Here is a 23,042-nt window from a genome sequence, read left to right on the forward strand (position 1 = left end):
GTTTTTTCTTGTTATATTGCTGTTCGTCTTATATAATCCCCCCCCTCTCAACATGAAGTAAATTTGAATAGTAATATAAAAACACCTCCTGAATTTGCATACTACGTATGTAAATTCAATGGAGGTGTTTTTTCACATTACATCTTCTTATTCTTTAGTAAAGAAGCACCAGCAATTTCAGGATGCGTCATTTCGAATGGATCTAAAATAATATCCAATTCTTCTTCTGTCAGTACACCATGTTCTAAACATAACTCCCGAACAGATTTTCCTGTTTCAATTGCTTCACGTGCAATACGTGATGCTGCTTCATAACCAATATGAGGGTTAACTGCTGTAATAATTCCAACACTTTTCTCAACATATTGTTTCAGCAGTTCTTCATTTGCTGTAATTCCTTTAATACAATATTCACGGAATACACGGAATCCGTTATTCATAATACTAATAGATTGAATTAAATTAAATACAAGCACAGGCTCCATTACGTTGAGCTCCAGTTGTCCTGCTTCTGACGCTAAGCAAATTGTATGATCGTTACCAATTACTTGGAAAGCGACTTGATTAATTACTTCTGCCATAACAGGATTTACTTTACCCGGCATAATAGATGAACCTGGTTGACGAGCTGGTAATTGAATTTCCGCCAATCCAACACGTGGACCAGATGCCATAATCCGAAGGTCGTTCGCAATTTTAGACATATTCATCATACATACTTTTAATGCTGCAGATACTTCTGTGTATGCATCTGTATTTTGCGTTGCATCAACTAAATGCTCTGCACCAACAAGTGGGAATCCGCTAAATGTTCGTAAGTGTTTAACCACTTGCTCAATGTAGGTAGGGTTTGCATTTAATCCCGTACCAACAGCTGTCGCCCCCATATTCACTTCATATAAATGTTGGCGAGATTGTTTAATTCTTTTTATATCACGCGCAAGCACTCGGCTATACGCTTCAAATTCTTGTCCAAGACGAATCGGAACAGCATCTTGTAAATGTGTACGTCCCATTTTAATGACGTGATCGAACTCTTTTGCTTTTGCACAAAAAGCAGCATGAAGTTCTTCCATTGTAATAAGAAGTTCTTCTAACATCATAAGAGTTGCAATATGAATCCCCGTTGGAAACGCATCATTCGTTGACTGAGCCATGTTTACATGGGTATTTGGGCTAATTTTTGCATACTCGCCTTTTTCATATCCCATACGTTCTAACGCTCGATTAGCGATTACTTCATTCGTATTCATATTAATAGAAGTTCCAGCACCGCCCTGAATTGGATCTACAATAAATTGATCATGAAATTTCCCATCAACAATTTCTTGTGCTGCCTCTGCAATTTCGTGTCCAATGTCTTTCGCTAAGTAACCAGTATCGATATTTGCAAGTGCCGCCGCTTTTTTCACAATTGCCATTGCCGTAATGAGTGACGGATGAATGCGATACCCTGTAATCGGGAAGTTTTCTACCGCACGTAATGTTTGTACACCGTAATAAGCTCTACTTGGTACTTCCTTTTCACCTAAAAAATCTTTTTCTATACGTATATCCTTCGTTGCTATCATTTTCATCACCTATACTTTTCATTCTAAATCCCTATTTAAAAAATTCGCCCTCTAAAAATACGAGTATCATTCAGAAGAATTTTTCAGTGTCCACCTTCACTATATAGCACCTTTTTTGAAAGCGCAAACATTTAATTTTCTATATATACCTTTTATAGAAAATCATTCTTCTCCCTTCTTTATTTCCACTCGTTTAATTTGATGCATATCTTTTTCCAGAACTTTAAAAGAAAAGCCGTGTTTTTCAATAATATCTCCTTCAGCAACGATTTGCTTTTGTACCATAATCCAGCCACCAATTGTATCTACATCATCAGCGATTAAGTGTATGCCAAATAAATCATTTACTTCACTAATAAGCACTTTCCCCTCTACAATTTTACAGCCTTCACTTATATGTTCTATAGGCGGGTGTTCATCTTCATCGTATTCATCTCGAATTTCTCCAACAATTTCTTCTAAAATATCTTCTAATGTAACAATCCCCGCTGTACCACCATATTCATCATACAACACAGCTAATGGAATGTGTTTTCTTTGCATTTGTAATAGTAAATCATGAATTGGAATATTTTCTAACACTTCAATAACCGGCCTTGTATATGGCATAATCGAGCACTCCTCGTCCCGATTACCATCCATATAACGAATAAATAAATCCTTTACATTAACCATTCCAATGATTTCATCTTTATCTTCACCAAATACAGGATACCTCGTATATTTTTCTTGTGCGATTATTTTAATATGTGTTTCAAATGGTTCGTCCTCATATAAACCTACAACTTCCGTACGAGGCACCATAATTTCCTTTGCTACTCTATTATCAAATTCAAAAATATTATTTACATATTTAAATTCCCTTTGATTAATCTCCCCGCTCTCATAACTCTCAGATAAGATTAATCGTAATTCTTCTTCCGAATGAGCAACTTCATGCTCAGAAGCTGGATGTAACCCGAATAGTCCTGTTACAAGCCTTGCAGAACCATTTAAAGCCCAAATAAACGGATACATTACTCTGTAAAAGTAAATAAGTGGCTTCGATAATAATAAGCTAACTTGCTCTGCTCTTTGTATGGCGAACGTCTTAGGAGCAAGTTCACCAATAACAACATGTAAAAACGTAATAACTGCAAAAGCAATAATAAATGAAACGGTACTTGCAATTGCAGAAGATAGGTGTAGTTTTAAAAACAACGGCTCAAGTAAATGTTTTATAGTCGGCTCGCCTAACCACCCAAGTCCTAAAGCGGTAATTGTAATACCTAACTGACATGCTGATAAATATTCATCTAAATTTGAAGTTACTTTTTTTGCTGCCAATGCTCCTCGTCGTTTCTCACTAACGAGTTGGTCAATACGACTGCTACGCACCTTAATAATTGCAAACTCAACAGCTACAAAAAAACCTGTTAATGCAATAAGAATGACTACCATCAGTAATTTTAAAATATCCACATATATCCTTTAGCTTTCTTAGCTAAAGTGACACCTCCTTTAAAAAAGAAGTTTCACTTTAGTTTCTTCATTTACTCAAAAGCAACCCTATATAAAATTCACCAATTTCAAACCTCATACAATTCTAAAGGTAGACCATCCGGATCTTGGAAAAAAACAAATTTCTTTCCGGTTATTTCATCAATACGTATCGACTCAGTCTCAACACCACATTCGTTTAAATGTTTTACAGCCTCTTCTATATTTGTAACAGCAAATGCTAAATGTCTAAGTCCAGACGCTTCTGGAAAACTCGGGCGCTCAGGTGGACTTGGGAATGAAAATAATTCAATTTGATACTCTCCCCCTACACATAAATCTAACTTATAAGAATCTCGTTCCTTTCTATATACCTCATTTACCTCTTTAAAACCTAATATCCTAGTATAAAAATCTTTTGATACATCATAATTTGAACAAATAATTGCAACGTGGTGTACTCTACATATATTCATACTCTCTCTATTCCTTTCTTTACCAAAGATGCATATTCTCCCTTGAAATGAAAAACATATATAGCAGAATATCTCTATTAGGGGGCTTACTATGAAATTCATTACTTTTTTCGTGGGACTTATCGTTGTTTTTTTCCTTGCTTATATTGCTAGTAACAATAAGAAACATATTAAATTGAAACCTATTTTCATCATGCTTATTATACAGTTAATTTTAACCTATTTATTATTAAATACAGAATTTGGCCTCATACTTATTCGGGTCATTTCTAGTCTGTTTACAAAGCTACTCGAGTATGCTGCTGATGGTATAAACTTCGTATTTGGCGGCCTTGCCAATAAAGGTGAAATGCCATTTTTCCTTACTGTCTTATTACCAATTGTCTTCATTTCCGTCTTAATTGGTATATTGCAACATTTCAAAATACTGCCATTTTTCATTCGTTGGATCGGTTACTTCCTTAGCAAAATAAATGGTCTTGGGAAATTAGAGTCTTACAATGCTATCGCATCTGCCATTGTCGGCCAATCAGAAGTTTTTATTACGGTCAAAAAACAATTAGCTCAAATTCCAAAACACCGTCTTTATACACTTTGTGCATCTGCCATGTCAACTGTATCTATGTCTATCGTAGGTGCCTATATGACAATGATCGAACCTAAATATGTAGTAACCGCACTCGTTCTCAATTTATTTAGCGGCTTTATTATCGTACTTATCATTAACCCTTATGACGTGAGGGATGACGAAGATATTTTAGAAATAAAAGGCGAAAAGCAAAGCTTTTTTGAAATGCTTGGAGAGTACATTCTAGATGGCTTTCGAGTAGCTATCGTTGTCGGTGCTATGCTTATCGGATTCGTCGCATTAATTAGCTGCATTAATGATCTATTCCTCATTATATTCGGCATTACTTTCCAGCAATTAATCGGCTACGTCTTTGCACCAATTGCGTTTCTTATCGGTGTACCAAGTACTGAAATTGTCACAGCTGGTAGCATTATGGCAACGAAGCTTGTAACGAATGAATTTGTAGCCATGATGGATCTTAGTAAAATTTCTAATAGCCTTTCTCCTCGTACAGTTGGTATTATTTCTGTCTTCCTCGTCTCTTTTGCCAACTTTTCTTCTATCGGCATTATTTCAGGTGCGGTAAAAGGATTAAACGAAGAACAAGGAAACGTCGTTGCCAGATTTGGCCTTAAATTACTATACGGAGCAACTCTCGTTAGCATTTTATCTGCAATTATCGTAAGCATTATGTTGTAATTAGGTAAAATTTTATCATTTTCTTCTCCCTATCTTTTGTATACAATAACGAATAGATGTCTTTATAAATAATCAAGACATCTATTTTTTATACATGTACAATCGCTTTTATTTAGCGTACAATATTTTTTATGTGTTTGAATGCGCTTCTAGATGTATATACTTTGATAGTTTTAAAGGAGAAAAAATGATGAAATCCGATATGAACAAAGATACTCGAGCCAAAAAAGGACGCTCAAAGAAAAAACGCCTACTTTGGTTCCTGCTTATTCCATTACTGGTTGTAGCACTTGGAGCTGGGGGCTATTCCTTCCATATATACAGTAAAGCAAAGTCTGTGTTAAGTAATGCCTATTCTGAACTGGGCCGTGGGGATAAATCCAGCAAACGTGAAAAAGCCGTTAAACCTATGACTGATAACATTTCTGTACTCATTATGGGGGTTGATGAAAGTGAAATCAGGGACAAAAATTACGGAAAAGCAACTCGTACAGATGCACTATTACTTGCCACAATTAATAAAAACGATAAATCTGTTAAGCTTGTCAGTATTCCACGTGATTCACGTGTATACATTAAATCACGTGATAAATACGATAAAATTACACATGCGCACGTATTCGGTGGTGTAGATAGCACGATTGATACGGTAGAGAACTTTTTAGATGTTCCAGTTGACTACTATGTAAAATTCAACTTTAAATCCTTTATCAAAATTGTTGATTCCCTTGGTGGGATTACTGTAGATGTTCCAGTGGAGTTCACAGAACAAAATAGTAAAGATGAAGCAGATGCAGTTCACCTTAAAAAGGGACGTCAACATTTAAATGGAGAGGAAGCACTGGCACTAGCAAGAACTCGTCATATCGATAGTGATTATATGCGCGGTCAACGACAACAGCTTGTTTTAGAAGCTATCGCTCAAAAAGCACTATCACTTAATTCCATTAATAAGATCGGTGGTCTATTAGACGCTGTCGATAAAGACTTAAAAACAAATTTAACTTTTGATGATATGATGACAATTGCAAAAAATTCAATGGATTCCAATTTAAAAATGGACAAAATGCAAGTAGAAGGTACTGATAAATATATAGGTGGTATTTATTATTACGTTCCAAAGGAAAAAAGCGTCAATACGATTTCGACAAAACTACAAGAACATCTCGGTGTTACGAATAAAAATGAACATAAAAAATTATAATAAAAAGGCTGCTAGAACTTTCTAGACAGCCTTTTTATTATAATTTTCAACATATTTTTCGTACATATTGTGACAAAAAGAGACAATTATTACAACAGTGTAACATTTTTTATAAAAACATTACACACATAGTGAAAATAATAGTATACTAGTACGTACATAATGTTATTTTCATCATTTTTATACAAAAAATGTAATACATATATTTATACAAAAATTTCTGGGGGGAAATAAATGAAGCTAAGTAAAATACTGATCGGTTCTGCAATTGCTGGAGGCATATTACTTTGTGTTGGCGGTGTTGGCGGATATCAATATGTATCCAAACTAAATAATCAATTAGATACTACTGCATTACCCAATACTTCATTTGAAGGTATTTCTCTCGATGGAAAAAATAAAAAAGATATTCAAGCTATTATTAATCAAAAAATCACTGAATTAGATCAAAAATCACTTACGTACATATTCCAAAACGATAAACAAACTTACACATGGAAAGATTTAGGGATAAATTATAAAGAAAAAGATATTATCGACAAAATCTTTAAAGAACAAGAAGGCAACGCAATAAATCGTTACAAAATGCGGAAACAAGCTGAGAACGGTGAAGTAAAACGTGACTATAAATTAACACCTCAATTAAATACAACTGCTTATAAAAACTTTATGAAGGATAAATATAATGAAACATTAAAAAATCCCGTTAATGCTGAATTAAGTATTGAAGGCACTACAGTAAATATTAGCCAGAGCCAAAATGGAGAAAAAATCGATAAAGAAAAGTTAACTGATTTAACGCAGCAAGCCATTACTTCTGGCACATCTGACGTTACATTACCCGTTACACTATTAAAGCCTGAACGTTCTACAGAAGATATACAGAAAATGGGGATTAAAGAAGTAATTGCTGAATATTCAACTCCAATGGCTGGTCGTAATGGGAATCAATCCTTTAACGTAAATAAGTCAGCTAATACTTTAAGTGGAGTGATTGTCGCACCTGATGAAACATTTAGTTTTAATGGCCGCGTTGGCGTAACGGATGCTGCTCATGGTTATAAATCCGCAGCTGTATATTCACAAGGGAAAGTTATACAAAGTGCAGGTGGAGGCGTTTGCCAAGTTAGTAGTACTTTATATAGCGCAGCTTTAAGAGCAGATTTAGGAATTGTTTCTCGAAGTAATCATTCTATGCCCGTAAATTATTTACCACTTGGGCAAGATGCAGCAGTAGCAGATTATGGTCCAGATTTAAAATTTAAAAACAATACAGGCAATCATATTTATATTCAAGCATTTTCAAATGGAGGTAGTATTACTACACGTATTTTCGGCACAAATACTGGTAAAAATGTTGAAGTTTCTTCTCAAGTAATTAGTAGAACTAATGATAAAATAACAGCAGTTACATATAAAAAAGTTACACAAAACGGTGAAGTAATATCTAATGGGCAAATTTCAAAAAGCGTATATAAAAGCGCTCCAAAAGAATAAGACACTATTAAACGAACAAATTTCAAAAAGAAAAAGGCGTGAATAAGTCACGCCTTTTTCTTTTGCAATAATACTAAAAAGGTTGCAAGATGGTCTTTCGTTTCTTCTAACGACCACATACGATTTCCTTGCTTCGCAGCTAATACGCACGCCTCTTCCCAAGCATCCTTTTTCTTCATATATAATAATTCATCGCGTAATTTCAAAACAATTTCTTCGTCCTCTTGCTCTATAAACTCTTCCATCACGCCTACTACTTCATCCTCATGGATACTTAACGTACAATACGATTTGAAAAAATATTGTAATGTCGTATACATATTTACTCCCCCTTCTTATTTATCAGATGGATAAGAAGTAATGATCTTATATCCTAAATCTCCTGACTTATCTCTCGCTAAAACAGTAACAGTTTTGACTAACTTGTCTTTTACATTCATATTTTTCTTTATTACCGTTTTTCCAACCGGGAATGAATGTGTTGTATTTAATACGAGACGAGCCTCTTTAGAATTTTTTAACCAATCTTGAATTTCCTTATCATGCTGCTTCAAACTATCTTTTACAGCTTTCGTTGCCGTTTCCTTGTCATAGTATGTACTTGCTGCTGATACTTTATCTGTCTTCAAGCGATTCTTCAAATCTTCTTCTGATTTGCCTACATGTCTTTCAATCGTGTGACCATTTTTAGGTGGCCCTTCCATTTCGTCTAAAATATTATCACTAATTTTTTCTACTGATGTCGATTGATTCCCTGTTTGTTTCTCTGTTTTTTGTTCTTTTCCTGCACATCCACTTAAGATCAGTATTAATGCCAATAAACTACTCAAGAAAAGACTACTTATTCGTTTCATCATATCACCTCTTTCATGATTATTATCGTAACTTCACTAAAAGTCAATTTCACACCGAAAAAACATATACATTTTTCAAATTCCTCATCTATTTTTCATAAAATCGCTATTTTTGACCTTTTATAAATATACCCCTATGTTTTTATAATTATTTCCCAAGTTTAAACACCTATAAAAAACACCAAATAAACCCTTTAAATAAAGGGTTTATTTGGTGTTTTTTAAGTTATATAAATATACCCCTTATTACATATACCCAATACCTATATAAGGTATATGAATGGTGTTTTATCAACGTTTTCTACATTATGTAAATTTGCACTTGCCTATACAATGGAAATATGGTGTAATGCAAAAAAAGATAAAGGATTTTAAACAATGGCTGAAACAATTCAAAACTTCTTAACAGACTATTATTCAATCGCAATTCCACTTAGCATCTTAATCAACATAGTCATTAGTCTTTTAGGCGTTATCCCTAGTATTTTTTTGACCGCTATTAACATACAGCTCTTTGGTGTAACAAATGGAACTATTATTTCGATCGCTGGTGAGGCATTAGGGGCTATTATCTCGTTTTATATTTATCGTATAGGTCTTCAGAAATTCACTCACAGCAAAGTAAATAAGTATCCAAAGGTAGAACGCCTACTTTATGTAGAAGGTAGAGAGGCCTTTCTACTCGTCCTATCGTTCCGCCTCATTCCTTTCATTCCGTCTAGTATCGTGACTTTATTTGCAGCTCTAGGCAAAATGTCATTACTATCCTTCAGTATTGCCAGTACAATAGGTAAAATACCGGCATTGTTAATCGAGGTATATTCTGCATACCATGTCATGAATGGCACAAATGAAGCGAAGTGGATTGTAACAATCGCAGGTTGCATTGGGTTGTATTATTTGTGGAAAAAATGGAGAAAAAAATAAAGAAGGAGCCTATGCTCCTTCTTTATTTTTGAGGTATTTTATTAATAGCTATCCTCTAAAGCCTTAGTTGATACCAACAGCACTAAATGATTGCTTAACTGCTGCTACTTCTGCAGAATTCGCACCATATAAGTCAGCTGCAGCTTGTACTGCACCAGCACGAGCTTGGCTAAATGTAGTAGATTGCGTGTAATATTGTGTGTTTGCACGGTAGTAAATTGCACCTAGCTTATCTTTACCGATACCAGTCACAGTTACACCGTAATGTGTTCCACCATTTGCTAATAAATAAGCTTGTTTATTAATAATACCACTGTTTGTATGAACCCCACCGTTATCACTTGAACCTGTGTAACGCTTAGAATAATGATCTGGATCACCATACTTCGTAGGGTCACTCATAGAACGAAGCGCATCTCCCGCTTTACCAGGTGTGTAAATATCTTCACCAATCTCCCAATCTGGGTTACGGTTATCATAGAATTCTACTAAAGTACCAAAGATATCAGAAATTGCTTCATTTAAAGCTCCTGATTCATTTTGATAAATTAAATTAGAACTATTTTCCGTAACTGCATGCGTTAATTCGTGACCAATTACATCAATTCCACCAGATAATGAAGTGAACGTTACACCATCACCATCTCCATATACCATTTGTGATCCGTTCCAGAATGCATTATTATAATTACTTCCGTAATGAACTGTTGATTTTAACGGTGCTCCTGCATCATTAATAGAATTTCTATTAAATGTAGCTTTATAGTAATCATATGTTTTACCTGCATAGTAATGAGCATCTACTGCTGCTGCATCATACGCTGCATTGAAAACATTATCTGCATCTGCCCATAATGTTCCTGGTAATGTTGAGCGGTTTTTCGCATCATATGTGAAAATCGTTGCTCCGCGCGTATTATCTTGTAAATAGTAAGAAGATCCAGATAATGTTGTATTAAGCGACTTCGTATCTCCTAATACCCCTTTACCAGTTCCTACTTTATTTGTTCCTGTTACAGGCTTTACAACTGCTTTTGCATCTTGCTTAGGAGCCTCTTGTTTAACTGGTGACTTATCATCATTTGTCACATGATCGATTGTATTAAACTTATTTAATACTTTACCGCTTTCTGCCTCAATGAAATAGTAGTAGTTTCCTGGACTTGGATCTAAGAAGTTTAAATTCACAACATATGCGTATGTTGTATCTTCACCGTTTTGATATACATATAAGTCCGCTTTTGGTTCTACCTCATATTTAGGTGTAATCCCTAAATCTTTTTGCGCAATTTCAATTGCTTTTGCGCCTTCAATCTTATTTTTATTTTTCAGCTTGTCTTTTTTGTCTAAATCAGCCGCAACTGTTCCAGACAATACTTTTAAAGAGCCATCTTTACTCACATGAGCTACTTGAGTAGAACCCCATACAGGTACTCCTTCGTATACTTGTTGCAAACGTACTACCGTTGAATCAGTTACAGCATCTTTCTTCACTTGTTTCACTTTGAAAGAATCTTGCGCACTCTTTTCCCCTAACTTGTAATCGCCTTTTGCCGCGTTTAAGTAATCAAACACAACAGATTCTGCTTTCTTACCAGTTGCTTCAGTTAGATCACCAGAAATAAACTCTGGTGACTGTACTGTCTCATTGTACTTCTTCGTAGAGAGCACATTTTTAGAATCCGCAAACGCAGAGCCTGTCCCTCCAAACGTAGTAACTGCCATTCCTGTCGCTAACACTAATGCTAAACTTTTCTTTTTCATGAACCTTCCCCCTAATAAATTATTTTTTGAAAAAGAGTAGTTTCATATTAGCATTATGTTTTCACTATTAATATACTAAAAATTCAAATAATTATTTTCTCAAGTTTTGTAGAATTTTGAGGAACAAATATTGAAAAACCCCTTTCCGGTTGGAAAGGGGTTTTTTATTAAGAATTTACCAATTCAACTACTTTTTCTCCTTGACCATAGATATCCGATGTCCAAGCATATTGTGGTTCCAATACTACCAATACAGCTATCAAAGCCAAAGCACCAATAATTATTTTCTTTTTCATACTATTTTCCTCCCTTTTCTTCTAATAAATTAATTGCTAGTTTATAGTAATTATTACTTTCCCTATACTCTAATAATTCTTCATGGTATCCCGCTAGTTCTAAATACACCATTTTTAATTCTTTTTTATTCTCTTCACTTCTAAAGAACGGGATTGCCTCAACCTCTAAAAACTTTTTATAAACATCTTTAGTTTCAAAATATTTATGCTTAAGTATTAAAAGTATATATAGCATACTTTTATACTTTTCATCCCTCTTCGCGACATCTATCCCTTTATCAATCCAATCTTTTGCTTCTTCAAATTCTTTTAATTCAATGCACTGCAAAGCGATCTCATATACTGCATCAATATAATTTAAATCCTCTTCCTTTTTGTACTTTAGACATTGCAAATAATAATCTTTAGCTTTCGCATAATCTTTTAAGTTATAGTACAAGAAGCCTAAATTATTTAAAGCAATAGCTATTATACTTTCTTTATCGGCAAAAGAATTTGCTTCTCTCAAAATATTATTATAAATAGCTAGTGCTTCATTATATTGTTTTTTTTGTATATAACTCAATGCAATAAGTAACTGGCAATTTATCACATAACGGAATTTATATTCATTCTTAAATCCTTCCATTGCTACATTAGCAAAATGTAAAGTCATATGTTCAACTTCCAATTCATTATAAACAAGAGCTAAGTTGAAATATATTCCATTTTCATGATAACCTTGTTCCTTTGCCATTACTTCTGTTCGAGTCAAATACTCCAATGCCCTCTTATATCTATGTTGTAAAAAATAATACAAGCCTTTGCTATACGTATATAATAATTTTTGGAATGGTGAATACTTTTTGTACATCTTCTTTAAGCTCTCTAATTCTTCTTTGACAGCAGGAAAATCTCTCTTCATAATTAAATACCGCGTATAAAGTAACTTATAATAATTTATAATTTCAAAATCCAAAACATGCTTCATTTCACCTTGTAATTCTTCATATATGCGCTCTACTTGTGGCTTGTCCAAATGAACTAATGCATTTAACCATTCATCCAGCTTCCCCTTCACATCTTCTTCTACATCTCTCAAATCCGTCACGGCAATTTCTAATCTTGCGCAGAGCAATTGTAGAATCTCTTCTGATGCTTCGATCTTTCCATTTTCGATTTTACTTAAGTATGAGACAGAACAAATGCCCTGACATAATTCTTCTTGTGTCATTTTTTGCTGTAGCCGCTTATAAAAGACTTGTTTGCCTATCTTTTCTAATGTTTGTTGCATTGTCCTCCTCCATTCTCATTTACCCCCATTACTTTAATAATACATAAAATCTTGAGAAATATAAATTGATAAATGTTAATTTTCTAAAAAATATGCAATATTTCATTTTTTTCCCACTTGACTATACTTTCATATCCATTCTTTGCTACGAGCCGTGAAAAATTGGTATACTATAACCAAATTATGGAGGTGTTTTCGCGATGACTTATTATAAAGACGATAGCTATGCCTTACATACAGATTTATATCAAATTAATATGGCTTATACATATTGGAAAGATGGTATTCATAACCGCCGCTCGGTGTTTGATTTATACTTTCGAAAACTTCCATTCGAGAATGGTTATGCTGTTTTTGCTGGTCTTGAAAAAATTGTAGAGTACATAGAAAACTTCAGCTTTACCGAAAGCGATATCGCTTATTTAGCAGAATTACAATTTGAAGAAGAATTTCTTCAGTATTTACAAAATATGAAATTCACTGGGACGATTCGAAGTATGCAAGAAGGTGAAGTTGTCTTTAATAACGAGCCTTTATTACGTGTCGATGCACCACTCGGCGAAGCACAAATTATTGAAACCGCCCTGTTAAACATTGTGAATTACCAAACATTAATTGCAACGAAAGCAGCTCGTATGAAGCACGCTGCAAATAACGATGAACTTTTAGAATTCGGCACAAGACGTGCCCACGAGTTCGATGCAGCCCTTTGGGGTACACGTGCTGCCTTTATCGGTGGTTTCTCATCTACGAGTAACGTACGGGCTGGGAAACGCTTCGGAATACCTGTAGCCGGCACACATGCACACTCTTTCGTTCAAGCATACCGTGATGAATATGTTGCGTTTAAGAAATACGCTGAAACTCATAAAAAATGCGTCTTTCTCGTTGATACATATGACACATTAAAATCTGGTGTTCCAAATGCAATTCGCGTGGCGAAAGAGTTCGGGGATCGCATCGATTTTTACGGAATTCGCCTTGATAGTGGTGATATGGCTTATTTATCTAAAAAGGCAAGAAAACTACTAGATGAAGCTGGCTTTACACATACAAAAATTATTGCTTCTAGCGATTTAGATGAATACACAATTATGCACTTAAAATCTCAAGGAGCAAAAATTGATGTATGGGGCGTTGGAACAAAATTGATTACCTCCTTTGAGCAACCAGCTTTAGGAGCTGTTTATAAACTCGTTGCGATTGAAGATACTGATGGAAAATTAAATGATACAATTAAAATTTCATCTAACCCTGAAAAAATTACTACTCCAGGACTGAAACGAATTTATCGCATTATCAATCGAGTGAACGATCATGCTGAAGGCGATTATATTGCATTAGATTGTGAAGAACCAGGAAAAGAAGAGCGCCTAAAAATGTTTCATCCTGTTCACACGTATATAAGTAAATTTGTAACCAACTTTGAAGCACGCGAACTGCATAAAGACATTTTCGTTAACGGTGAAAGAACATATGAACTACCAGGCATATTAGATATTCAAAAATATAATGAACAAAGTCTCGCACTATTTTGGGAAGAATATATGCGAACTTTAAATCCTGAAGAATACCCTGTCGATTTAAGTCAAGAATGCTGGGATCATAAAATGAATTACATTCAAACTGTTCGAGAACAAGTTGAAAAAAATATACAAAAATAAAACAGAGAAGCTGCCCTTCTCTGTTTTTTTCAATGCTATATATCTTTGTAAAAAATATATTAAAATAACAAGACGAATATTTTTTATTTGTAAATTTTAATATTACGTTATTTATTTTAAAAATAATATTTGTTATTATTTTATTGAGTCAATTTCAACAGAATAACCTAAAAAAGAGGACGCAGGTTGCGTCCTCTTTTTTATAAATCTTTCACTCTTAGTACACGCATTGCATTTAACACTGCCAGTAGTGTCACACCAACATCTGAGAAAACCGCTTCCCACATTGTTGCAATACCGAAAGCACCAAGTAGTAAAACTAATCCTTTTACCCCTAATGCAAAGATAATATTTTGCCACACAATGCGTCGTGTACGTTTTGCAATGTTTACAGCTGTTGCAATTTTTGAAGGCTCATCAGTCATAATAACAATATCTGCTGCTTCAATTGCTGCATCTGATCCTAAACCACCCATTGCAATACCAACATCGGCTCTTGCTAATACCGGTGTATCATTAATACCATCACCAACGAAAGCAACTTTTTCTTTTCCATGCTTCGCTGCATCAATTTTTTCAATCTCTTCTACTTTTTGTTGCGGTAATAGTTCTGCGTGAACTTCATCTAAACCTAATTCTTTACCAACAGCTTCACCAACTGGTTTTGCATCACCAGTTAACATGACTGTCTTCTTAATACCTAGTTCTTTTAACCTTTGAATTGCTTGTTTTGAATCTTCTTTTACCTCATCAGAGATAACAATATAACCTGCATATTTTCCATCTACAGCAACGTGAACTAATGTACCTACTGTTTCTGGTTGCTTAAATGTAATGTTCTCTTTTCTCATTAATTTAGCATTACCTGCAAAAATTTCTTTTCCTTGTACTTTTACGACTGTACCGTGACCAGAAATTTCGTTATAATCATCGATTATTTTTTCATCAACTGATTTTCCATATGCATTTCGAATCGATTGTGCAATTGGATGGTTAGAATACACTTCAGCAAATGCTGCATACTCTAATAATTCTTCATTTGTAATGCCTTCGCTTGGTTCCATTTTTGTAACTTTAAAGACACCTTTTGTTAATGTGCCTGTTTTATCAAAAACAATATATTTCACATCATTTAAAGCTTCTAAATAGTTACTTCCTTTTACTAACACACCACTTTTAGATGCGCCACCGATACCTCCAAAGAATCCAAGAGGAATAGATACAACTAACGCACATGGACAAGAGATTACTAAGAACACTAAAGCTCTATAAATCCAATCAGAGAATGTAGCTCCTTCTAGAATAAGTGGTGGAATAAACGCCATGATCGCTGCTGTAATTACTACAACTGGAGTGTAGTAACGCGCGAACTTCGTAATAAAGTTTTCTGTTGGCGCTTTTTTACTGCTTGCATTTTGAACTAAATCTAAAATTTTTGATACAGTTGATTCACCAAATTCTTTTGTAACTTCAATTGTTAATACACCATTTTGGTTCACAAAACCACTTAATACATCATTTCCAACTTCAACTTCACGTGGTACAGATTCACCAGTCAATGCTGAAGTATCTACCATTGATGTTCCTTCAACTACTTTTCCGTCTAACGGTACTTTCTCACCAGGTTTCACGATAATATAATCGCCGATTTGTACATCTTCTGGTGATACTTGTTTCGTTTCATTTCCAACCTTTACATTAGCGTAATCAGGACGAATATCCATTAATGAAGTAATTGATTTTCGAGAACGGTTTACCGCAATACTTTGGAATAGTTCTCCTACTTGATAGAATAACATTACTGCAACCGCTTCTGGGTATTGTTGAATTGCGAAAGCTCCTAGTGTTGCAATTGCCATTAAGAAGTTCTCATCAAACACTTGACCACGAGTTATGTTTCTTACTGCTCTCCAAACGATATCTCCACCGATTAATACATACGCAAGGACGAATAACGGAATTGTGATCATTTGTGGTAAGCCAGCTAATGCAGCAATTGCTGTCAAAATTCCGCCGACCACTAATCGTCCTACCATCTTTTTCACATTTGCTTCACCATGATCATGACTATGTCCATGGTCATGACCACCCTTTTCTTCACGAACAACTTTCACATCTGGTTCTAACTTTTGAACGACATTTGTTATATTAGCTACAGTCGCTTCTAGTTCCCTTTTATTCGCTACTTCAACTCGTAATTTCTTTGATACGAAATCAACAGTTGCTGCTGAAATGGTCGGCATTTCTTTCACTTTATTTTCAATCTTCATCGCACAATTTGCGCAATCTAAACCTTCTAATATAAACACTTCTTTTGCCATTTTTGTGTTTTTTTCTTCTTGCACTTTAATGTGCGGTTCTAATTTTGTAACGAGTTGTTTTGCTTCTGTAACAACTTCGCTTTCTTTATTTTGCGCTGTTTCTAAAACCATTGTTTTTGTCGCGAAATTTACAGAGCAAGAATTTACTCCTTCTATATTTCCAACACCTTTTTCAATTTTCATTGCACAGTTCGCACAATCTAAACCTTCTAACATCAGTTTCTTTTTCACTAATGCTTCAGCCATCGTTCTCCCTCCTCGCGTTCTATTTATTCTTCCTCGTTTACGTGTTCAAACGCTTGCTCGAAGATATGAATTACGTGTTGGTCAGCTAACGAATAATAAACGACCTTTCCTTCTTTACGATTCTTTACAAGTTTCGCTTGCTTTAACACACGAAGCTGATGTGAAATAGATGATTGTGTCATTCCTAATAAATACGCTAAATCACAAACACACATTTCAGCTTCAAATAACGCATGTAATATTCTCGTACGTGTACGATCGCCTAATACTTTAAATAATTCTGCTACTTTACTTAAACTTTCATCCGTTGGAATTGTTTGTTTTACTTGATCAACAACTTCTTCATGAATTATCGTTTGAGAACATGTCTCTTGTGGTGTTTCTACTTTATTTCCAGCCATTATAGCTCACCTCTTTATTTGAACATATGAACAATCATTCATATATCTTATACCTTTATTATATGAGCGTCCATTCATATGTGTCAATGAAATCTCATACATTTTTTTGAACATTTCGTTCACATTTAAAAAAGATCTACACATATTTTCCGCATCCATTACATTCTCATACAAAAAAGAATATACACTTTGCACAAAAGAAAAAGCCTTGCGCGTTCCCTAGACGCACAAGGCTTACTATACTTATATCCCTTTTAACTAAGCTTTTAATTAGCTTGTTCTAAATTATCCTGCGAACTTCCATCGTCTTTTAAATGACTATGTTTTTTCGAATAAACAAAGTATACAACTACTCCAATTGCTAACCAAATACCGAAGTAGATCCATGTTGTTAATGGTAGGTTAAACATTAAGAATAGACAACATGCGATTGAAATAAGCGGTAGCGTTGGTACAAGTGGTACCATAAAGCCACGTTTTAAGTTCGGATGTGTTTTACGAAGAATAATAACTGACACACCTACCATCGCAAATGTTAACAATGCTCCAATATTCGCTAAATTCGACAATTCTTTTAAATCGATAAATCCAGCAATTAAAGCACTACCAATACCTGTTAACCAAGTTGAAAATACTGGTGCTTCTGTCTTTTTATTAATTTTCGCAAATGATTTTGGTAATAAACCATCACGGCTCATCGCGAAGAATACACGTGTCGTTGCATAAATGTAAGCAAAGATTACAGCCATAATACCAATTACAGCTCCAACTGCGATTACACCCGCTACTTTATCTTGTCCTACAACTTCTAACACATATGCCATAGCTTCTGGTACATCTAATTCTTTATAAGAAACCATACCTGTCATAACGAGACATACTACAACATAAATAATTGTACAAATAACTAACGAAGCAATAATACCAATCGGTAAATCACGTTGTGGATTTTTTACTTCTTCAGCAGAAGTTGCTAATGCATCAAATCCTAAGAAAGCAAAGAATACTGCTGCTCCGCCGGCAAAGATTCCGCTAATACCGTATGGTGCAAATGGTGTCCAGTTTTCTGGTTGTACGTAGAACGCACCAACTGCAATGAATAAAATAACAATACCAATTTTAATTAATACCATTATGTTATTCACACGCTTACTTTCTTTCGTACCTCTTGATAGTAACCAAGTTAAAACTAATGTAATGACTACTGCTGGTAAATTCACGATCCCACCTTGTGATGGAATCTTTAACAACTCTGTTGGAATTTCTAATCCGAATCCACTCACTAAGTTATTAAAATAACCTGTCCATCCACCTGCTACTGCAGCAGTTGTTACGACATATACAGATAGTAATGTCCATCCCATTAGATGGGCAATAAACTCACCAATTGTCGCATATGAATATGTGTACACACTACCTGAAACCGGAAGTGTAGATGCAACTTCTGCATAACATAATGCTGCAAATCCACAAACAATCGCTGCAATCATGAATGAAAAGATAACTGCTGGACCAGCATCTCTTGCTGCTACTAATCCTGTTAATACTAGTACTCCTGTACCAATTATCGCACCAATCCCTAGCATTGTTAGGTCAAATGCCCCTAGCGTTTTCGTTAAAGTTTTACTTTTACTTTCCCCTAACAATTGCGTAACGGATTTCTTTTTAAATAGGTTGGCCACGATGTATGCCCCCTTTTGCCAAGAAGAGCTAAGAGATATTCACTCTTAGCTCTTATCATGTTGGTTTATATATTGTTCGATTTTGTTTTGTATAATGCTTCTATTAGCAAGATACTGTTTCTGCTTCTAATAATTCTTTAGCACCTTTGTACTCTACACCGTGAGCTTCTGCAACTGCTTCGAATGTTACATAGCCATCTAATGTGTTAATACCTTTTAGTAATGCAGAGTTGCCTAAGCAAGCTTCTTTGTAGCCTTTGTTAGCAATTTGTACTGCGTATGGTACTGTTACGTTTGTTAATGCAAGAGTTGATGTACGTGGAACCGCACCTGGCATGTTTGCAACTGCATAATGAACAACGCCGTGTTTTTCGTAAGTTGGGTTATCATGAGTTGTAATACGGTCAGTTGTTTCGAAAATACCACCTTGGTCAATCGCGATATCTACAACAACAGAACCTGGTTCCATTGATTTAATCATTTCTTCTGTTACAAGTTTTGGCGCTTTTGCACCTGGGATTAATACTGCACCAATTACAAGATCAGACTCTTTTACAGCTTCTGCAATATTGTACGGATTAGACATTAAAGTTTTTACTTGGTTTCCGAAAATGTCATCTAATTGACGAAGACGTTCTGCACTTAAGTCGATGATTGTTACATCCGCACCTAGTCCAACTGCAATTTTAGCAGCATTTGTACCAGCTTGTCCACCACCGATGATTGTTACTTTACCACGTTTAACCCCTGGAACACCTGCAAGTAAGATACCTTTACCGCCTTTGTTCTTCTCAAGGAATTGTGCACCAATTTGTGCAGCCATACGACCAGCTACTTCACTCATAGGTGCAAGTAATGGTAGAGAACGGTTTTCTAATTGTACTGTTTCATATGCAATAGAAACAACTTTCTTTTCGATTAATGCTTTTGTTAATTCTGGTTCTGGAGCTAAGTGTAAGTATGTGAATAAGATTAAACCTTCGCTGAAGTGTTTGTATTCGCTTTCAATTGGTTCCTTAACTTTCATAACCATTTCCATGTTCCAAGCTTCTTCAGCTGTATCAACAATTTTTGCTCCTGCTTCAACATACTGAGCATCTGTGAAACCAGATCCTAAACCTGCACCCTTTTGAATGAATACTTCGTGATTGTTACGAATTAAATGTACAACACCTGCTGGTGTCATTGCCACACGGTTTTCGTTGTTTTTAATTTCTGCTGGTACCCCAATACGCATAATGAAATGCCCCCTTATAATTAACAGAAAAAAGAAAGTCTTTTTTCTTTTTGTAATAATTAATAACTTATGTCCTTATTCTAGCATAACTTAAAAGTTATGAAAACGCTAACATACTATATTTTTAAAGTTTATATATTTAGAATAGTGTAAATATATGGAACATTGATTCTATTAGTCTCTTTGTTCCATCTCGTTATCTATCAATCTATTTTTATTATACTCCTTTAAAATAAACAGCAATCATTTATTATTCGACAATAATGTAACAATGTAAGAAACACCAATGATGCCGTATACATATACATCTATGAGTTTAAACAATACTTTAGGGATATATTCTTTCCAAAAAAAACAGCTGCTAGCATTTAGCTAGCAGCTGGATAACTTATAAATAACTTGGAAAATAAATCATCTGTTGTTTCAGTAATTTTATCAAACAGATCACTTTCTTCCTCTTCTTGCTCTTTTAACATCTTAATTGTTTCACGTGCATCTTCAGGATAATCGGTAATGATACCATCTACGTTCAATTTATAATATCCCTTTAAACTTTCCATATCATTTACTGTCCATACGTAAATTGGTTTGTTTAACTTCCTTGCTTCTTTTACTAATTTCTTATTTAACATGTATTCTTCTGCTACATAAAAATCAGCTTTCACATTCTTTAAGTTGGCTCTACTTGCATACAGTATATATCCGACTTTTATATCTGAATTTGCACGCTTAAACTCTTTTATAAGTGGGTAATGTAACGTTTGAATAACACATTGCTTCTCAAATTCATTATCTTTAATCGTTTTTAATACTTTATTTACAAAATCTTTTTCACCACCATGAAGCTTCACTTCAATGTTAAGTTTGATTTTACCCTTAGCCAGCTTAATGATTTCATCAAGTGTACTGATTTGTCCTGAAAACCCATCTTGACTAAGGGTAAGCTGCCTTAACTCGTCCATCGTTAAATCCGAAACATGAACATTAGCATTAGCAAGACGTTTCAACTTCAAATCATGTATAACTGCTAGTTCACCGTCTTTCGTTTGTAGTACATCAATTTCAGCGTAGTCTGCTTTCGCATCAATAGCTCCCTGCACAGCTTCTTTCGTATTTTCTACACCTTTTGAAATATAACCGCGATGAGCCATAATAATCGGTTCTTTATATGTGTTTGTAATAAAGGTCACAATGAAAGCAACAACCATTCCCGCCGTAATAATTCCTACAATATATACACCAATAAATTTCCAACGATGTTTTTGGAAGAAACATTTATCTGCCTTCGTCTTTGAATAATCTAATCCTTCTTCTAATAAAACATCTTCGACTGGAACCTTTTGTAAATACAATCTTGTTAACGCCATAATATAGAACGGCGTCATAATAAAGCTAAATAGATACAATGTACTTGTTAGGAAAACTGAAATAGTTGACTCTGCTAGTAGTGCAAATGTCCCTTCTGGGTTTGTAAATTCATATACTCCCCACAGACAAAGTAAATAAATTCCTACACATAAAAGAAAAACAATTCCTACAGATATGAAAAAACCTACTAAAAAGAACAACACTTTAAAGAAGCTTTCTTTTACTAAGTTTGCGCTTTTGCGTGCTGCCGTACGGAACGGCTTCTCCTCTAAAACAATAATAGGTAAAACAAAAATCCAACGAAGGTTCAAATAGGCAACTACAGCAAAGAAAGTATAATATCCAACTTGCCCCATTGTTGTCTTAAATAGTTCACCTGTAATAAAATTAGGAATTTGAATTTCAGGAATCAATGCAGATTTATATCCCATACTTAATAGTGGTAATAGTACAACCGCATATAAAACAAATCCAGGTAAGCAATATGTAAACAGAGAAGGTAAATACGTTACTGTTTTATATAAAATCGGACGTAATCTCACCTTTTGCCTTTTATGAGCGAAGTACGAAATGATAATAAGTACTGCAAACTCTGTAAAGATCAGAAACAATGCCAATATAGATAAAATTACAATCGCTAAAATCCCGTATGGTGTTTTCAAAAATGCTAATAACTCATCATTTGTTGCGTTTGCATACCCACCAAAGTACAACAACTTATTGAAAATAATACCGAAAAGTGGGATAAACACAATCGCTGCTAATAATTTATAAGCAAGTTGGAATGTTAACACATTCCAAAAAGCAAATCTAACAGTTTGAAAGGAATGTCTCATTACTCCTGGTATAGATAGTCTTTTACGGTGTTGCATATATTCCTCCACATTCTAAAACGATATTTGAGATGGATTCCACATTTCCATTTCTAACCCATCCCTTTAATAATAATATATTCCGCTTAACATGAACACTCTTATACATACAATGAAAAAAGTGATGGCTACTTCCCATCACTTTTTCACTTACTCTATTTTTTCTCTAACCCTTGCCCAAATGCTTTCAAAAAACTAAAACCGAATGTAATGGCTCTATTGATATCTGGATCTTTTAATACTTTAAAGAAATCCATCACTTTTGTTTTTTTACCACTATTTAATTCATCTGTTGCAAATTGCAATCCAGTGACTAAGCTCGATGTAATTTGCTTCGTTACTTCTGGGTCAACTGAGGATAGTGCTTCCCCCGCACCCATCATATTGTTAAGTGCATTTTTAACTGGTTCACGATTTAATTGCTCCACAGCGATTTTTGAAACATCTTCCTTCGCAGCAAGTAAACTAATCGCCGCATCTAATATTCCAGCCTTCTGCAACTGCGCTAACAGCTGCATCGTTTCTTCTACTGCTTCACGATTATTAGATAGCTCATTTAGAAGTTCATCTGCTACTTGCTGTTTCTGTTCTTCCTCTGTTACAACTTTCTTTTTAATTAAAGTAATTTCTTTCGCCACTA

At 34.6% G+C, this 23,042-nt stretch carries 19 protein-coding genes; 5 read left to right on the top strand and 14 right to left on the bottom strand.

The annotated features are described in order from the left end of the window. Window positions 1-137: 137 nt before the first annotated feature. The 3 genes from aspA to gloA2 all read right to left on the bottom strand — a co-directional run bounded on the left by aspA (window position 138) and on the right by gloA2 (window position 3,526). A complete protein-coding gene (aspA, locus tag ACTFRS_RS24275; protein WP_242294214.1) occupies window positions 138-1,571 on the bottom strand; it encodes an aspartate ammonia-lyase in 1,434 nt (477 codons plus the stop codon). Window positions 1,572-1,733: 162 nt separating this feature from the next. After that, window positions 1,734-3,032, bottom strand: a complete 1,299-nt coding sequence (locus ACTFRS_RS24280; RefSeq protein ID WP_000353305.1) for a hemolysin family protein — start codon at window positions 3,030-3,032, stop codon at window positions 1,734-1,736. A 107-nt stretch (window positions 3,033-3,139) separates the two neighbouring features. Further along, entirely contained in the window at window positions 3,140-3,526 is a 387-nt protein-coding gene (gene gloA2, locus ACTFRS_RS24285) for an SMU1112c/YaeR family gloxylase I-like metalloprotein (protein ID WP_001017669.1), read from the bottom strand. Window positions 3,527-3,617: 91 nt separating this feature from the next. On the opposite strand from gloA2, the gene ACTFRS_RS24290 reads away from it, so the two are divergent. From ACTFRS_RS24290 to ACTFRS_RS24300, 3 genes are all read left to right on the top strand, one after another. Continuing rightward, the gene (locus ACTFRS_RS24290) at window positions 3,618-4,796 is read left to right on the top strand and encodes a NupC/NupG family nucleoside CNT transporter (RefSeq protein ID WP_000668861.1); all 1,179 of its coding nucleotides are present in this window, start codon (window positions 3,618-3,620) and stop codon (window positions 4,794-4,796) included. A 187-nt stretch (window positions 4,797-4,983) separates the two neighbouring features. After that, window positions 4,984-6,000, top strand: coding sequence for an LCP family protein (locus ACTFRS_RS24295; protein ID WP_440025229.1), 1,017 nt, complete (start codon window positions 4,984-4,986; stop codon window positions 5,998-6,000). A gap of 234 nt (window positions 6,001-6,234) precedes the next feature. Continuing rightward, window positions 6,235-7,497: a VanW family protein gene (locus tag ACTFRS_RS24300; protein WP_000777344.1), complete on the top strand. Its 1,263-nt coding sequence runs from the start codon at window positions 6,235-6,237 to the stop codon at window positions 7,495-7,497. 47 nt (window positions 7,498-7,544) lie between these two features. Here ACTFRS_RS24300 and ACTFRS_RS24305 read toward each other — a convergent pair whose 3' ends face one another. After that, window positions 7,545-7,817: a hypothetical protein gene (locus ACTFRS_RS24305; RefSeq protein WP_000288789.1), complete on the bottom strand. Its 273-nt coding sequence runs from the start codon at window positions 7,815-7,817 to the stop codon at window positions 7,545-7,547. A gap of 15 nt (window positions 7,818-7,832) precedes the next feature. Then, on the bottom strand, window positions 7,833-8,351 hold the full coding sequence (locus ACTFRS_RS24310; RefSeq protein WP_000822707.1) for an RNase A-like domain-containing lipoprotein: 519 nt from the start codon (window positions 8,349-8,351) through the stop codon (window positions 7,833-7,835). A gap of 378 nt (window positions 8,352-8,729) precedes the next feature. Here ACTFRS_RS24310 and ACTFRS_RS24315 point away from each other — a divergent pair, with 378 nt between their 5' ends. Beyond that, window positions 8,730-9,278: a TVP38/TMEM64 family protein gene (locus ACTFRS_RS24315; protein WP_000852208.1), complete on the top strand. Its 549-nt coding sequence runs from the start codon at window positions 8,730-8,732 to the stop codon at window positions 9,276-9,278. A 63-nt stretch (window positions 9,279-9,341) separates the two neighbouring features. Here ACTFRS_RS24315 and ACTFRS_RS24320 read toward each other — a convergent pair whose 3' ends face one another. The 3 genes from ACTFRS_RS24320 to ACTFRS_RS24330 all read right to left on the bottom strand — a co-directional run bounded on the left by ACTFRS_RS24320 (window position 9,342) and on the right by ACTFRS_RS24330 (window position 12,611). Next, a complete protein-coding gene (locus ACTFRS_RS24320) occupies window positions 9,342-11,042 on the bottom strand; it encodes a M4 family metallopeptidase (protein WP_134198224.1) in 1,701 nt (566 codons plus the stop codon). A 167-nt stretch (window positions 11,043-11,209) separates the two neighbouring features. Beyond that, window positions 11,210-11,338, bottom strand: a complete 129-nt coding sequence (locus tag ACTFRS_RS24325; RefSeq protein WP_138322496.1) for an NprX family peptide pheromone — start codon at window positions 11,336-11,338, stop codon at window positions 11,210-11,212. Window position 11,339: 1 nt separating this feature from the next. Further along, window positions 11,340-12,611: a tetratricopeptide repeat protein gene (locus ACTFRS_RS24330; RefSeq protein ID WP_139869370.1), complete on the bottom strand. Its 1,272-nt coding sequence runs from the start codon at window positions 12,609-12,611 to the stop codon at window positions 11,340-11,342. Between the two features lie 200 nt (window positions 12,612-12,811). Between ACTFRS_RS24330 and ACTFRS_RS24335 the strand changes: the two genes are divergently transcribed. Then, on the top strand, window positions 12,812-14,275 hold the full coding sequence (locus ACTFRS_RS24335) for a nicotinate phosphoribosyltransferase (protein WP_016716431.1): 1,464 nt from the start codon (window positions 12,812-12,814) through the stop codon (window positions 14,273-14,275). 200 nt (window positions 14,276-14,475) lie between these two features. Here ACTFRS_RS24335 and ACTFRS_RS24340 read toward each other — a convergent pair whose 3' ends face one another. The 6 genes from ACTFRS_RS24340 to ACTFRS_RS24365 form a co-directional block, all read right to left on the bottom strand. Continuing rightward, window positions 14,476-16,842, bottom strand: coding sequence for a heavy metal translocating P-type ATPase (locus ACTFRS_RS24340; protein WP_139869368.1), 2,367 nt, complete (start codon window positions 16,840-16,842; stop codon window positions 14,476-14,478). 23 nt (window positions 16,843-16,865) lie between these two features. Further along, a complete protein-coding gene (locus ACTFRS_RS24345; protein ID WP_000918377.1) occupies window positions 16,866-17,243 on the bottom strand; it encodes an ArsR/SmtB family transcription factor in 378 nt (125 codons plus the stop codon). 266 nt (window positions 17,244-17,509) lie between these two features. Further along, complete coding sequence (locus tag ACTFRS_RS24350; RefSeq protein WP_001284877.1) at window positions 17,510-18,925, bottom strand: amino acid permease; 1,416 nt, start codon at window positions 18,923-18,925, stop codon at window positions 17,510-17,512. Between the two features lie 103 nt (window positions 18,926-19,028). After that, window positions 19,029-20,162 (bottom strand): alanine dehydrogenase, encoded by a 1,134-nt coding sequence (gene ald / locus ACTFRS_RS24355; RefSeq protein ID WP_001219742.1) that lies wholly within the window; start codon window positions 20,160-20,162, stop codon window positions 19,029-19,031. A gap of 368 nt (window positions 20,163-20,530) precedes the next feature. Next, a complete protein-coding gene (locus ACTFRS_RS24360; RefSeq protein ID WP_127813846.1) occupies window positions 20,531-22,402 on the bottom strand; it encodes a glycerophosphoryl diester phosphodiesterase membrane domain-containing protein in 1,872 nt (623 codons plus the stop codon). A 155-nt stretch (window positions 22,403-22,557) separates the two neighbouring features. Next, window positions 22,558-23,040: a DUF1641 domain-containing protein gene (locus tag ACTFRS_RS24365; RefSeq protein ID WP_001040529.1), complete on the bottom strand. Its 483-nt coding sequence runs from the start codon at window positions 23,038-23,040 to the stop codon at window positions 22,558-22,560. Window positions 23,041-23,042: the final 2 nt, after the last annotated feature.

It is taken from the genome of Bacillus cereus group sp. MYBK139-1 (genome assembly GCF_051916915.1).
Lineage (GTDB): Bacteria > Bacillota > Bacilli > Bacillales > Bacillaceae_G > Bacillus_A > Bacillus_A pacificus.